We start from the raw sequence: 13,755 nt of genomic DNA on the forward strand, positions 1-13,755 counted from the left end.
CAACGCCGTACTGGTTTAAAGTTAATCCACTATCTTGTTGCCCTGTTCAAACTGACCTTTGAAAACAGGATAGGTTTCAGATTCGGGAAACGGCAAGCGGGAGAAGGTACGGCAAACCGTACATTCTCGATGTGAAAGATGCCTTTTAACGGACAAACCGCCTGTGTTTGAACAGTCGGCGTCCGCGCTGCATCGTTTATTGTGAATAGACTTTGAAAGTGCCAAAGCACTCAGTGAATATTTTTCCTTTTATTTGTACCGCCTATCCCGCAAATCTGCTTCTCCGCTATATCTGTTGAATGGCATCCCTGTCGATATGCGGCAGCCCGATCGGTATGTTCGGCTCGATATCGAATGCGCAGTTTATCCAGTTGCTGAAGCTGTATTTTCGTTTCAATTCCGGCGCGATGGGGACGAACGGTCGTGTCAGGAAGTCTTTGAGTTCGTCGAGATTGCTGCCGTTCCAGTAGAACATATTGTCGGGATGGTAAAAATCGTAATGCACGATGGTCGGATTGGTGGTAATCAGTTTTTTATCCAAACCAATGGCCTCAAAAATCCGCAAAGACAAGCCGTAATGCTTGCGGTTGAGGAAGTCGACCAATACGGAGGATTTGGCAGCTTCTTCTAAATTCTGGCGGTAAGACAATGCGTTGGCAAACGAGAAGAACTGTACTTCGGGGATGCCCAGTGCGGCTTGCTCTTCGGCAATTTTCTTGCTTGCCAGACGGAAGTCGATATCCAAACCGATGGCGCGTGCGGCGTCGCAGAAGGCGCGGATGTCACTGTTGCGGTCTTCTGCGTACGATCCGATAAAGAGGATTTTGTTTTCGGTTTTTTCAGACGGCGTGAAGCTGTCGAAATAGAAACTTGTGGTCGGATGCAATACATGGTCGTATTCGGGCAGCTTGTTTTGATCAAACGGATCGAAGAAATAAAATTTGTCGAAAAATTCGATATTTTCAAAATCTTCTTTCAGGAAAGTCAGCGCTTCCCAGTTGTAATAGACCATCAGTTTGGCGTGGTTGCGCAGCTTGGAAATAAACTCTTTCGGATACGCGCCCAGCCAAATCATGAAGCAATAATCCGCCTGCTCGGGATATTGTTCCAACAACGCTTCCAGCCGCTCTTCCACCAAACGGAACATCACCCGTTTCTTGAAATCCATTCGTCCGAGGACGTTGCGGTACCAGATTTTCTGCATACGTTGGAAGATGCTTTTATATTTGAATTCTTTTTCTTCGTAAGTCAGGGACAGTACGTCGAAGCCACATTTTTCCAGATTCTCAATAATGAGCTCGTGGATTTTAAACAGCTCCGGCATAGCCAAGATAACGGTTTTCTTTTTCATAATCGTCGTACGGTAAAGAGGAAGGGTCGTCTGAAAATATAGTGGATTAACTTTAAACCACTATACAATCAGGCAATGATGAAATTCTTAAAACGGCTGCGACACAGGTTCGCCTTCATTAATTGCCGATACCGAGCATACGGTTGAGCCATTGGGTAAACGAATATTTTTCTTTGATATCCGGACTGACCGGCTGATACGGGCGCGCCAAGAAATCAGGCAATTCGTCCAAGCTGCCGCCATCCCATAAAAACACATTTTCGGGATGATAAAGGTCGGTATCCCGTATGCTTTGGTTGGTCGTAATCAGTTTTTTATCGAACCGCAGGGCATCGAAAATGCGGAACGACAAACCGTAATGGTCAAACTGGGCAAAATCGACCACTGCCCCGCAGCTTTGTACCTTGCTTAAATTGTTTTCAAAACTAAGGATGCTGCTGCGGTCGAGATAAGTGATGCCTTTTGTGCCGAAGGCTTTTTCGGCGCGGTCGTCTTTGCAATAAATATGGAAATCCAAAGGCAGCCCGAGGCGTTCCGCTTCGCTGATGAAATGCTTAGTCTGCCCTTCCCTCCTCAATTCGTAGCCGCCGAGGAAGTAGAGGCCGCCGTTTGACGGCAATTCTGGGACAGGAAAATCGAAGTAGAAATTGGTCGTGGCTTTGAACCCGCACTCCGGATATTGCTTAATATCTTGCGGGTCGAAAACCCAGCATTGGTCAAAATAGTCCAAATATTCCAAGATATCGGGGAATCTTCCGATGCCGTCCCATTGGTAATTGACGCATATTTCACTGTGCGCACGAATGGCAGTAATGATTTCTTTGGGATAAATGTTGGCACGGATACACAAGGCGTAATCCGCTTTTTTTCCGTTTAACGAACCCAGCTTGCGCGCAATGTCATCCCGATAGCGGCTATATTTCAAAACCTTTTTGTAGTCGCCGTCTTTGGCAACATATTTGTAATATAGGTTTTTCACCCTGCTCGCCATACTGGGATAAAAAGAATCCCTGTCGTCGTAACAAAGGTTGACGACGTTGAAACCCAAAAAACGCAGGTTTTTTTCGATGCACTTGTCGAGTTCGTACATATAGGGAACGACAAGGATGATGGTTTTATTAACATTCAATTTAAATACCCAAAAACTGCACTGCTGATAAAGTAATTATTTTTATTAAATTTTCAAATTCTAAATAAATTATCCTTACTAAACTTTTAACATTATTAAAATCCCTCCAAGATACCAAATAGGTTCCACCATATAAAGGCCAAGATATGCAAACCAAGCTTCAATTTCTCAACAATCAAATCTGATAGTAATCTTCTTTAAGAGATGAATATACATATTCAACTGTTTCTCCTTTTAAAATTTCTTTTTCTTTTAACAAATATTGGATAATACTACCTGGATTTAACATACATTTTAAAGGAACAGGAATATAATTTTCTATACTGGCTAGCCTTCTACCAATTGCTCCAAAATCAAAAGCAATAATCGGCAATCCTGTGATGAGACAAGCACTGAGTGTATAAGAATATGTTTCAGGACATATTGCAGGAAACCATATAGCATCTAAATGTTCTTTATTAATGATTTCTATTAATTTATCATCTTGATATTTCCCAAGTATCTTCACATTTTTCTGATTTTTTAAAGAAATATCATCCTGTGTATAGCCAATAACAATAAATTCCAAATTAAAACCATACCGAGAACAAATTTCTGAAACTTCCTTCAAAATATAAAATCCTTTATGTAACCCTATTGCACCAATAATACCTATTCTTTTTATTTTAGAGTTACTGTGGGTATTTTGAATATTATTGAAAGTGGATTCATCATATTGCCAAGAATCAAAGTGTGGTCGAACCACAAAGTCCATATTGTCAAAATATCTCATAAATCTCCATTTAACATCTAAGTCAGGAACAAAAATTTTATATGCATTTTCTAAAATTTTTTGATACCAACCTCTCCAACGTTCAATTGAATGGCCCATTGAATCATTACATGACCGAATACAAATATTACATTGTTCGTTATCAGGTTCCCCACAAAATAAACCAGTATCATCAATTAAATTAATTCTTGGGCAAATAGCATAATAATCATGAAGTGTAAAATAGTATGGTATATTGCTTTTAATGGCAGCTTCTAAAAAATTGTCTACAAAATTATTGGAAAATCCTTTTAAATGGTGTATATGTATAAAATCTAATTCCATATCATTCAGAAAATCATATATTTCTTCTACACTTTCCAACTTAAACTTCAAATTAGGCAAGGGATATTTATTTTCTATTGACAATAGAACATTATTTTTTATGTCAGGCTGCAAAGATAGTACAGAAAATCCTTCAGATATTAGTTTTTCTGTTATTTCTAGAACATGTTTTTCCGTACCTCCGCCAAGAGAGTGAGTCACATTTAAAATTAATTTTTTATTTTTATTGTCAACGTAGTTTTTTAGCCTTTTTATATCTATTCTATTGCGATATTCAAATATAGGATCTTCTTTTATAAATCTTTCAACATCCTTCAAATATTTAGGATGCTCATTATTTATAATTTTAAGAGCATTCTCAACTCGCTCCAATCTTTGAGTATTGCTAAAAGAACTGCTACCATAATGCCGAACAAATAGTCCCATTGCGATTAAATTATCCCAACCCGCCTTCTCGGCTCTAATACATAAATCATTTTCCTCACCATAACCTTTCCCAAATAGTTCATAATTAAAATATCCAATCTGATTTAAACATTTTCGACGGACGTACATACAAAATCCAACTCCCGTAGGAGCTTTCACAGTATTAAATTTATTTTCGCTAAAAAATAATTTATTTAACTCTGAATCAGGTATTTCATAGCAATAAGAAAAATCTTCGCAGAAAAGAGGATAACTACAAATAGTCGCATTATTTGACATTGCCGTTATAGTTCCTGCTTTAGGGTTTTGTATAGCACAATTAACTATAGTATCTACCCAGCCATCAAAGACTTCAGTATCTGAATTTAATAAGATTAAATCCCTTTGAGGATGAATTTGAAAACCAAAATTACAAGTTAAGACAAAACCTTTATTTTCTTTATTTTCATAATATTCAAATGAAAATTTTTCACTTAAATCTCTCAATATAGTTCGAAGTTCTGGCACAGGGCCTGCATCTTCAATAACAACCAAATTAAACAGGGTTTGGTTTTTTGTTTTCAATACACTATAAATACACCGCAAAGTATCATCAGGAGCACCATATACAGGAATAATAATATCAACAGCAGCTTCTTGATTCTTTTTTTGAGTTGAAAGATTATTCCAATCTTCTGTTCTAGGGCGAATAGGTTTTACATTATCTCTTTTCATTTTCATTATTTCATATTTAATTGGTTAGTATTAAAAATTTCTCTTACCTTTTAAAATCCTGTAGAGACCATGTAGGGGAGCTAACATACTCCAACTTACGGATGATAATATTTTAATGGCTTCCAAGTAACCGTCTATATTACTATTTGGATAATAGATTTGCTTTTTAGGTTTTTTTCTTATCCTCCAGTTAATTTTTTTAAATAATCTAATTATTTTATAACTAGGAGATTTATAAATTTCCATTAATAATGCAGTGTGATTAACATATGAAGAACTATAATTCTGTAATTTTTGAATACGGAAATGGAGATTCTTATTCTCTTGAACTAATTTATTAAATTTATCTATATTCGCTTCATTTTTTTGCTGCAACATTTTAGCTCCTTCTTTTAGTTTATTTATTTCATTATACAAATCTAAATATCCCAATTGATTATTTAATAGCAGACTTTGATGTTTATTACAAACTTTTTGCCAATTAAATCTATTAATTTCAGGATTTTTATTTAGCTTATCTATCAGCGATGACCCGTCACGGCGTTTGCGGTAGCGGAACAACACTTCCGGAATACGGATGACTTCTCCGCCGTTGCTTAAGAGGCGTATCCAAAAATCCCAGTCTTCATGTGTTGTCAGGTTTTCATCAAACCCACCCAAAGAGACGAAATCCTCGGCACGATGCATAGAAATGATAGGGATGCGATTCCCCTTCAACAGGCTTTCCAAACCGTCATAATCCGGCAGATTCCATAAGCCTTCTTGCGCATCGAAATATTCCGCCAACGGATACACCAGCTTGCAGTCGGGATTGTTTTCCAAAACCGCGACGCATTTTTCGATGTAATCCGGCAGGATGAGGTCGTCTGAATCGAGAAACAGGAAGTATTTGCCCCCCGCCAGCCGCGCCGCATGGTTTCGGGCGGCGGCAACGCCTTGATTGTTTTGTACGGCGTAACGTATGGCGGGCTTGTCCGCCAGAAACTCCCTCAAATAATCGGCATGTTCCGGGTCGGAGCCGTCATCAACAATGATGATTTCAAAATTCTGATGGCTTTGGCTAAGGACGGACTGGATGGTTTCTACAATGTATTCCTTACAGTTGTAGTAAGGGATCATCACGGAGACGGTGGGGGACTGGGCTTGATGATTCATGCGGATAGTTCCTTTCTGTCTGTTCGGCAGCCTTCCTTGTCTTTCGGCTCATTGTTTTCAGACGACCTCTTAGGCAAATCGTCCTTCAACTGACCGACAGGTCGTCTGAAAATCAACCTGCTGCCTGCTTCGGCATATTGCGCAACATGGAGTAATAGCCGTTTTGAGCCATCAGTTCGCTGTGTGTGCCTTGTTCGACAATATGGCCTTCATCCATAACGATGATGCGGTCAGCTTGTTCGACGGTCGTCAGGCGGTGGGCGACGATGATGCTGGTGCGGTTTTCCATCAAGCGTTCGAGGGCTTGTTGGACGAGGCGTTCGGATTCGTTGTCCAGCGCGCTGGTGGCTTCGTCCAAAAGCAGGATGGGAGCATCTTTCAAAATGGCGCGGGCAATGGCGACACGTTGACGCTGACCGCCGGAGAGTTGATTGCCGTTTGCGCCTATCGGCTGGTTCAAGCCGTATGGCGTGCTTTCAACCAAGTCTTGCAAATTCGCGGCTTTGAGGGCTGCCAATACTTCTTCTTCAGTTGCATCGGGACGGCTGTAACGGACGTTTTCCAAAAGGGTGTCGTCAAACAAGAAAACATCTTGGGAAACAAGGGCGAATTGGGAGCGCAGATTGTCGAGTTTGATGTCTTCGATGTTGGCATCATCCAAATAAACCGCACCGGAGCTTGGTTCAACAAAACGCGGAAGCAGGTTGACGACTGTGGATTTACCGCTGCCTGAGCGTCCGACCAAAGCAACGCGTTCACCTTGGCGGATATTGAGATTGAAGCCGTCCAAGGCCTTTTTGCCGTCTTCGTGGTAGCGGACATCGACGTTTTCGAATTTCAGACGACCTGAAACGTTTTTCAGATATTTTGTACCCTTGTCTTGCTCAGGCTCGGTATCAAGGAACTGACAAACCGCATCGGAAGCAATAAACATGGTCTGCATAGGGATGCTGATGTTCGCCAAGTTTTTAATCGGACCGAGCATTTGCAGCATGGCAACGATAAATGCCATAAATTCGCCGATGGTGGTATAGCCTTGCTGACTCTGCCAAAGGGCAATAAAGATGACGACAGCCAAAGCAAACGACGCAATCAGTTCGCTGAACGGAGAACGTGCCGCGCTGGCTTGTGTGATTTTTTTACCGAGACGGACGATGGTGTCATTGACTTCGGCAAAGCGTTCAGACGCTTTCTTCTGACCGCCGAAGAGTTTGACCACGCGGTGTCCTTGGTGGACTTCGTTAACGACGTTATTGAGCGTACCGATACTTTGCTGCGCGCTGGCAATAATGTCTTTCAGACGGTTACGGTAATAGCGGGACAGTAAAGACAGCAACGGGAACATCAGGGCAACAATCAGGCTGAGCTGCCAGTTCAAATACAGCAGGACGCAGACCAAACCGATGACAATCATGGTATCGCGGGTCAGTACGATAAAAACATTGCTGGCATTGCTGATGGATGATTCCGCCATTTGCACCATGTTCATCAAAACTGTGCCGGACGGGGTTTCCTGATGGAATTTGGAAGAGAGTTGCAGCATTTTGGCAAACATATCGCGGCGCAGATGGCTGATTGCCATGACGGAAACCCAAGTCAGCAGATATGTGCTGACATAGCGGCTGATGCCTCGAATAATGACCAAAAAGATAAAAAATATCGGTACAACCCAGACTTTGTTAGGCGTACCCCAAATCAGGTAGGTAAATTGGTCTTTCCAGTTTTGCAGCGTGGCGACGATGCCGCCTGCGGTATTGAGTTCGGGCGGAGCGGAAGGCGGGGCGAAGCCTTGGTTGACCAAGGGGGCAATAAAGGCGGCAAGATAGCTTTCGGTGGCGGCGACGCCAAAGATAGCAATTAACGCAAAAATGATGCGGACTTTATAAGGACGGATGTAAGCCATCAAGCGCATGAAGCTGCGCGAATCTTCTTGGGTAAACAGGCCGAAGGTCAGTTTTTCTATCATTGGCTCGGTGTTCCGGATTAATGCAGATTGAATATTTTATCAATCTGTCGGATTGGTAAAGCCTATAATTATATCGCAACGAAGTTACCGATGCGACGAAATTGCTGTTTTTAAATGAATAACGATTTTTATTTCTGTAAAGTTTTTTCAGACGACCTTAAATGTTCAAAATAAATTGATAGTGGATTGGAATAAGAAACACCCTCCTGCTGTCTGCACCTCCCTATGCGAACACAACCGACAGGCATTAAAAAACGACCTTTCATTAAGAAAGGTCGTCTGAAACACAAAAGGCGGCAAGTTTAATGCGCTTCGATAAAGGCAGCGACTTGTTCAGAATTGGTCAAAGCGCTGCACACGGCTTCTTTGTTGATGCGTTTTGCCAAACCTGCCAACACTTTGCCCGGTCCGCATTCGGCGGATTCGACAATGCCTTCTTCAACGAGTGCGTTGACGGTTTCCGTCCAGCGTACAGGGCTGTAAAGCTGGCGGACAAGCGCGTCTTTGATTTTCTCTGCATCGTCGTAAGCGGCAACATCGGCATTATGGATGACGCGGATTTGCGGCTGTCTGATTTCGACGGTTTTGAGCGCTTCGGCAAGTTTTTCTGCAGCAGGCTTCATCAGGCTGCAATGCGAAGGAACGGATACAGGCAGCGGCAGCGCACGTTTGGCTCCCGCTTCTTTGGCGGCGTTCATGGCACGCTCGACGGCGGCGGCATTACCCGCGATCACAACTTGTCCGGGCGAATTGAAGTTGACGGCTTCGACCACTTCGCCTTGCGCGGCTTCTGCACAAATGGCTTTAACCTGTTCGTCTTCCAAGCCGAGGATCGCCGCCATCGCACCTACGCCCTGCGGCACGGCAGACTGCATCAGTTCGGCGCGCAGGCGGACGAGTTTGACTGCATCCGCAAAATCCAATGCGCCGGCGGCGACGAGTGCAGTGTATTCGCCGAGGCTGTGGCCGGCAACGACGGCTGGCGTTTTGCCGCCCGCTTCCAAATAAGCACGGTAAACGGCAACTCCGGCAGCTAACATAATGGGTTGTGTGTTCACGGTCTGCCCGATGAGGTCGGCGTCCGTACCGTTAATCATCGCCCACAAATCTTGACCCAAGACGGCAGAAGCTTCGTCGAAGGTGTTTTTTACGACCGATTGTCCTGAGAAGCCGTCCATCATATTGAGGCTTTGCGAACCCTGACCGGGGAAGAAAAATGCAAAAGACATGATATTCCTTTGTTTCAGTTTAGTTTTTCAGAAAATTCGTCAGAGGATTATCGGCGTAATGTATCAGCAGGGCATAGGTAATGGCAACATTTATTGCCACTGTCAGCCAGAAAATCTGAACAAAAGGGACTTTCTTGGTTTTATGTCGGAACGCGGCGCGCGCAACCAATGCGCCGGGCCAGCCGCCCAGCAGGCTGAATGCGTGCAGTTTGTTTTCTGGGATACGGTTTTGGTATTCGTTTTTACGTCTGATTTTGCGCGCGGACTCCATCGCCGTCTGCTTGTCCTGTTGATAGAGGATGAAGGCGGCGATACTGATAAGGACGTAAATGAAAAACAGTTTATTGGAAAGCACGGCGACAACGGTCAGGAAAACGACGGCGATGACGCTGTTGATCAGGAGTGCCTGCATATCGATATTGAGCCTGTTGTAGTCGGGTGGCAATTCGTCAAACAGGAATGCTTCGTCGCCAAGCCGGACAACCTTGACGGCTTGTTGGCGGTTGCCTTCTATCGGGCGGTTGCAGTAGAAACTGACGCGCTGCCCTGTTTGCGGACGGCAGGTATTGTAATGGTACGCGCTGATATGGAAGAAAATATTTTGGGATTCGTCACCGAAACGGATAAAGCCGTAGCCTTTGGCATCATCCCATGTAGTAATCGTACCGCTCATGACCTGATTGGGCGGCAACAGATTCTTTGGGGCGGATTTCGGAGCGGGATAACGGGTTTCGGCAACCAACGGCTGCTCGATTTTGACTTCAACTTTAGGACCGTGCTCCGGACGGAAAAAGTGTACGGTTTGACCTTGCGCTTTTTGGGCGGGCGCAGCGTGTATCGATTCAGGCTCGGGTTCGGACTCAGGCGTACTGCGGATAACGGCATTGACCAGCAGCCATTGTCCATTGGGATGGCGACGGAGCGTGCCTTCAAGGCGGTCACCCGCCCTAGGTGTACGGGTTTGGTCGGCAAGAAACTGTCCCAGCACAAACACCGGCTGCCCTTCATTTGAAACGTCCATTCCATAACCACCATTCTTCGACCAATCCCAGTCGGTCAGCGTAATGACCGCGCTGTCATTGTTTTTATAACCCGGATTGACGCGCTCGACATCCCTTGCGACGGCGCGGTTGTTTTCCGTTTCTATTTGAAAGCTGACACGGTGTCCGGTTTCAGGTTCTTGATAATCGGGGTGGAGGGATTGGCGGTTGGCAAAGATGCGTTGCGAAGATTCGTCGCAAATAATGGAGCCGCGGCTCATTTCCCCGAACCAATGGGCGATTGTCCCGTAATGTTTATTATGGTTCATTTTATTTTTATATTAAGGAAAAAATGTATTGGATAATCAGTTTTGAAATTATACCAATTTATCATAATCCATGTGGATTTTAACCATAATAAATAAAAGGTCGTCTGAAACGGTGTCGGTTTGAAGCAACGACACATTTTCAGACGACCTTTTTTCAATGCTCAACAGAGACAGCGCCCTTCCCCCTCTGCCTAGCATACTTTTCAACTACCGCCCTGAATCTTCTACACTTTATAGTGGATTAACTTTAAACCAGTACGGCATTGCCTCGCCTCGCCTTGCCGTACTATCTGTACTGTCTGCGGCTTCGTCGCCTTGTCCTGATTTAGAGGATCCACTTTAAACAACTAACCCTATCCCTCAAAATACGAATCCCGGATTTCCTATCAAAAAGGTCGTCTGAAACCGCACCAACGCAGTTTCAGACGACCTCTTAAGTTTTTCAAACAAACAAAAAGTCAGTATTTCACCAACACCGCGCCCCACGCGAATCCGCCGCCTATGCCTTCGAGCAGCAGGTTTTGTCCGCGCTTGATTTGACCGTTTTGAATGCCGACATCCAGCGCGAGCGGGATGGACGCGGCGGATGTGTTGCCGTGTTCCTGTACGGTCAGGATGACTTTTTCCATGTCCAGACCCAAGTGTTTGGCAGTTGAGTCGATGATGCGTTTATTGGCTTGGTGCGGCACGAGCCAGTCGATTTGATCGGGGGTATAACCTGCCTCGCTGATGACTTCGTCGGCGATTTTTGCGAGCATTTTGACCGCGAATTTGAACACGCCCGGTCCGTCCATCGTAATGTAGGGCGAGCCGCAAACTTGTCCATTGGCGATTTGACCGGGTACGTTGAGCAGGTCGAGGTAGTTGCCGTCGGCTTTGAGTTTGCTGTGGATGATGCCCGCTTCGTCGGATGCGCCCAACACTACTGCGCCTGCGCCGTCACCGAACAAAACGCAGGTCGTGCGGTCGTTCCAATCCACGATGCGGCTGAACGTTTCTGCGCCGATGACCAAAGCCTTTTTCGCCATACCGCTTTTGATGTAGGCGTTGGCGGTGGACAGGGCGTACATAAAGCCCGCGCAGACCGCCTGTACATCAAATGCGGGGCAGCCGTTTGCTATGCCAAGTTTTTGTTGGACGATGGTCGCGGTGGATGGGAACTGCATATCGGGGGTGGCGGTCGCCACGATAATCAAATCGATTTCATCGGCAGCGACACCGGCAGCAACCAGCGCGCGGCGCGATGCTTCGGCGGCGAGGTCGCTGGTTTTTTCGCCTTCGTCTGCAATATGGCGGAACTTGATGCCGGTACGGGCGGTAATCCACTCGTCGGACGTATCAACTTTTTTCGCCAAATCGTCGTTGCTGACGCGGTTGGCGGGAAGATAGCTGCCGGTACCTAAAATTTTGGCGTATTGCATGTGAAGGCCTTTGAGCGTTGATTCGGATAATCGGCTATTGTAAGCGAAAACGGATGAATTGCCCAACGCCGCGAAGGCGTAAAACAGGTAAAGCGGGCAATGGCTTGAAAAACAAATATAAACCCATGATTTCAATGAAATTTACTTTTCAAACCATCTAGGGATTTACGTTTCCCATCCCGTTTTCAGACGACCCGGTTACACAAAATCCCCCCAAAGCGTCTGCATCGCCGCAATCGCTGCAAGCGAAGCGGTTTCCGTCCGCAACACCCGCTTGCCCAGCGTTACCGACTGAAATCCCGCCTCAAACGCCAACCGCTCCTCCTCGTCCGTCCAGCCGCCTTCCGGCCCGACCATAAAAATCAGGTCGTCTGAAAACGGCTTGACGGCACGCAAACTTTGGGCACAGTTCAAACTCATCAACAGCTTGGTCGTTTCAGACGACATCTGTTTCAAAACCTCGCGGTAAGGCAGTAGCGGGCATACCTCCGGCACGATATTCCTGCCGCTTTGTTCGCAGGCAGACACCACAATTTCCTGCCAACGCGCCACCCGTTTATCCGCCCGCTCGCCGCTCAGGCGCACGACGCAGCGTTCGCTGATCACCGGCTGAATCGCAACCACGCCCAGTTCCACGCTTTTCTGCAAAGTAAAATCCATACGTTCGCCGCTCGATACCGACTGCACCAGCGTGATTTTCAGCGGCGACTCGTTGTCCTTCTCCTCCTCGCGCAACACTTCCGCACAGGCACGGCGTTTCTCCAAAACATCCAAGCGCGCAGGATACGCCTTGCCGTTGCCGTTAAACAAAACGACCTCCTCCCCGCAGCGCACGCGCAAAACATTCAAATGACGCACAACATTATCAGGCAGTTCAACGACTTGCCCCGCATATAAAGCATCAGGCAGATAAAATCTGGACATGGTTCTTCAAGTGAAAACGGATATAATAACGCGATTATACGATTTCGCACCCCAACCGCAAAAACAAGGACAAAAAGTGTTACACCGATTGCAAAAAGTCGTCCGGCACATCGCGCAAACCGAAGTCATGCCGCGCTTCCTGAATACCCCGTCGCACCGCAAAGAAGACGGCTCCATGCTCAGCGAAGCCGACCTCGCCGCCCAAACCGCCTTCGCCGCCGCCCTGCCCTTGTTGATCGACAGCCCCATGCTCGGCGAAGAAATGAGCGTGCAGGAACAAACCACCCTCTGGAAACTACACGCGCATACCGACGGGCTATGGGTCGTCGACCCCATAGACGGCACCAACAACTTCGTCAACGGACTGCCTCATTTCGCCGTTTCCGTCGCCTTCGTCAAAAACGGCCGCGCCGAGCTCGGCATCATCTACAACCCCGTCAGCGGCGAATGCTTCTACGCCGAACGCGGCAAAGGCGCATACCTTAACGGCACACCACTGCCCCTGCGCACCGTCGATAAAAAACTCAGCGAAGCCATCGCAGGCGTCGAAATCAAATACCTGCGCTCCGGTAAACTCACCAGCCGCATGAGCACGCTCGCCCCCTTCGGCACCATCCGCAGCATGGGCAGCAGCACACTCGACTGGTGCTACCTCGCCAGCGGACGCTACGACGTTTACGTCCACGGTGGGCAAAAACTGTGGGACTACGCCGCCGGTGCGCTGATTTTCGAAGAAGCAGGCGGCAACCTGTCCACTTTGGAAGGCGACGACTTCTGGAGCGGCGAACACGTTTTCAAACGCTCCGTCATCGCCGCCCTGCAACCCGCCCTGTTCGAGCGTTGGGAAAAATGGATACGGGAGAACCAATAAACCCGTTTTAACAAAAAAGCATTAATTGAACAAAACAACGATAGAAAATATGAAAAGGTTTTTCAGACGACCTTTTTGACATCACCCCACCCATTTTGAAGCAATCAAACTGATGAGCAGACCTTCCGTTATTTTTATAGTGGATTAACTTTAAACCAGTACGG

General features: G+C 46.1%; 10 protein-coding genes. 1 reads left to right on the forward strand and 9 read right to left on the reverse strand.

The genetic code is table 11. The features are described from left to right. Positions 1–286 precede the first annotated feature (286 nt). The 9 genes from HMPREF3050_RS08365 to HMPREF3050_RS08405 form a co-directional block, all read right to left on the reverse strand. Positions 287–1,351, reverse strand: coding sequence for a WaaS/CpsH family glycosyltransferase (locus HMPREF3050_RS08365; protein ID WP_070774429.1), 1,065 nt, complete (start codon positions 1,349–1,351; stop codon positions 287–289). 118 nt (positions 1,352–1,469) lie between these two features. Then, on the reverse strand, positions 1,470–2,441 hold the full coding sequence (locus tag HMPREF3050_RS08370) for a WaaS/CpsH family glycosyltransferase (RefSeq protein ID WP_070774430.1): 972 nt from the start codon (positions 2,439–2,441) through the stop codon (positions 1,470–1,472). Positions 2,442–2,655: 214 nt separating this feature from the next. After that, positions 2,656–4,716, reverse strand: coding sequence for a glycosyltransferase (locus HMPREF3050_RS08375; RefSeq protein ID WP_168166264.1), 2,061 nt, complete (start codon positions 4,714–4,716; stop codon positions 2,656–2,658). Positions 4,717–4,746: 30 nt separating this feature from the next. Beyond that, on the reverse strand, positions 4,747–5,871 hold the full coding sequence (locus HMPREF3050_RS08380; protein ID WP_070774432.1) for a glycosyltransferase family 2 protein: 1,125 nt from the start codon (positions 5,869–5,871) through the stop codon (positions 4,747–4,749). A 112-nt stretch (positions 5,872–5,983) separates the two neighbouring features. Next, positions 5,984–7,837, reverse strand: a complete 1,854-nt coding sequence (gene msbA / locus HMPREF3050_RS08385) for a lipid A export permease/ATP-binding protein MsbA (RefSeq protein ID WP_070774433.1) — start codon at positions 7,835–7,837, stop codon at positions 5,984–5,986. A 302-nt stretch (positions 7,838–8,139) separates the two neighbouring features. Beyond that, complete coding sequence (gene fabD, locus HMPREF3050_RS08390) at positions 8,140–9,066, reverse strand: ACP S-malonyltransferase (protein WP_070774434.1); 927 nt, start codon at positions 9,064–9,066, stop codon at positions 8,140–8,142. 19 nt (positions 9,067–9,085) lie between these two features. After that, entirely contained in the window at positions 9,086–10,375 is a 1,290-nt protein-coding gene (locus tag HMPREF3050_RS08395; protein WP_070774435.1) for a DUF1294 domain-containing protein, read from the reverse strand. Positions 10,376–10,833: 458 nt separating this feature from the next. Next, the gene (locus HMPREF3050_RS08400) at positions 10,834–11,796 is read right to left on the reverse strand and encodes a beta-ketoacyl-ACP synthase III (protein ID WP_060975293.1); all 963 of its coding nucleotides are present in this window, start codon (positions 11,794–11,796) and stop codon (positions 10,834–10,836) included. 198 nt (positions 11,797–11,994) lie between these two features. Continuing rightward, on the reverse strand, positions 11,995–12,720 hold the full coding sequence (locus tag HMPREF3050_RS08405; RefSeq protein WP_070774436.1) for a 16S rRNA (uracil(1498)-N(3))-methyltransferase: 726 nt from the start codon (positions 12,718–12,720) through the stop codon (positions 11,995–11,997). A gap of 76 nt (positions 12,721–12,796) precedes the next feature. On the opposite strand from HMPREF3050_RS08405, the gene HMPREF3050_RS08410 reads away from it, so the two are divergent. Further along, positions 12,797–13,591, forward strand: a complete 795-nt coding sequence (locus HMPREF3050_RS08410) for an inositol monophosphatase family protein (protein WP_036492236.1) — start codon at positions 12,797–12,799, stop codon at positions 13,589–13,591. Positions 13,592–13,755: the final 164 nt, after the last annotated feature.

The organism is Neisseria sp. HMSC065D04, assembly GCF_001815675.1.
Lineage (GTDB): Bacteria > Pseudomonadota > Gammaproteobacteria > Burkholderiales > Neisseriaceae > Neisseria.

Bases quoted from the DNA above. Each gene is read 5' to 3' on its own strand.
- HMPREF3050_RS08375 (WP_168166264.1), bottom strand. From the start codon at position 4,716: ATGAAAAGAGATAATGTAAAACCTATTCGCCCTAGAACAGAAGATTGG.
- HMPREF3050_RS08380 (WP_070774432.1), bottom strand. From the start codon at position 5,871: ATGAATCATCAAGCCCAGTCCCCCACCGTCTCCGTGATGATCCCTTAC.
- HMPREF3050_RS08365 (WP_070774429.1), bottom strand. From the start codon at position 1,351: ATGAAAAAGAAAACCGTTATCTTGGCTATGCCGGAGCTGTTTAAAATC.
- HMPREF3050_RS08370 (WP_070774430.1), bottom strand. From the start codon at position 2,441: ATGTACGAACTCGACAAGTGCATCGAAAAAAACCTGCGTTTTTTGGGT.
- msbA (WP_070774433.1), bottom strand. From the start codon at position 7,837: ATGATAGAAAAACTGACCTTCGGCCTGTTTACCCAAGAAGATTCGCGC.
- HMPREF3050_RS08405 (WP_070774436.1), bottom strand. From the start codon at position 12,720: ATGTCCAGATTTTATCTGCCTGATGCTTTATATGCGGGGCAAGTCGTT.
- HMPREF3050_RS08400 (WP_060975293.1), bottom strand. From the start codon at position 11,796: ATGCAATACGCCAAAATTTTAGGTACCGGCAGCTATCTTCCCGCCAAC.
- HMPREF3050_RS08395 (WP_070774435.1), bottom strand. From the start codon at position 10,375: ATGAACCATAATAAACATTACGGGACAATCGCCCATTGGTTCGGGGAA.
- fabD (WP_070774434.1), bottom strand. From the start codon at position 9,066: ATGTCTTTTGCATTTTTCTTCCCCGGTCAGGGTTCGCAAAGCCTCAAT.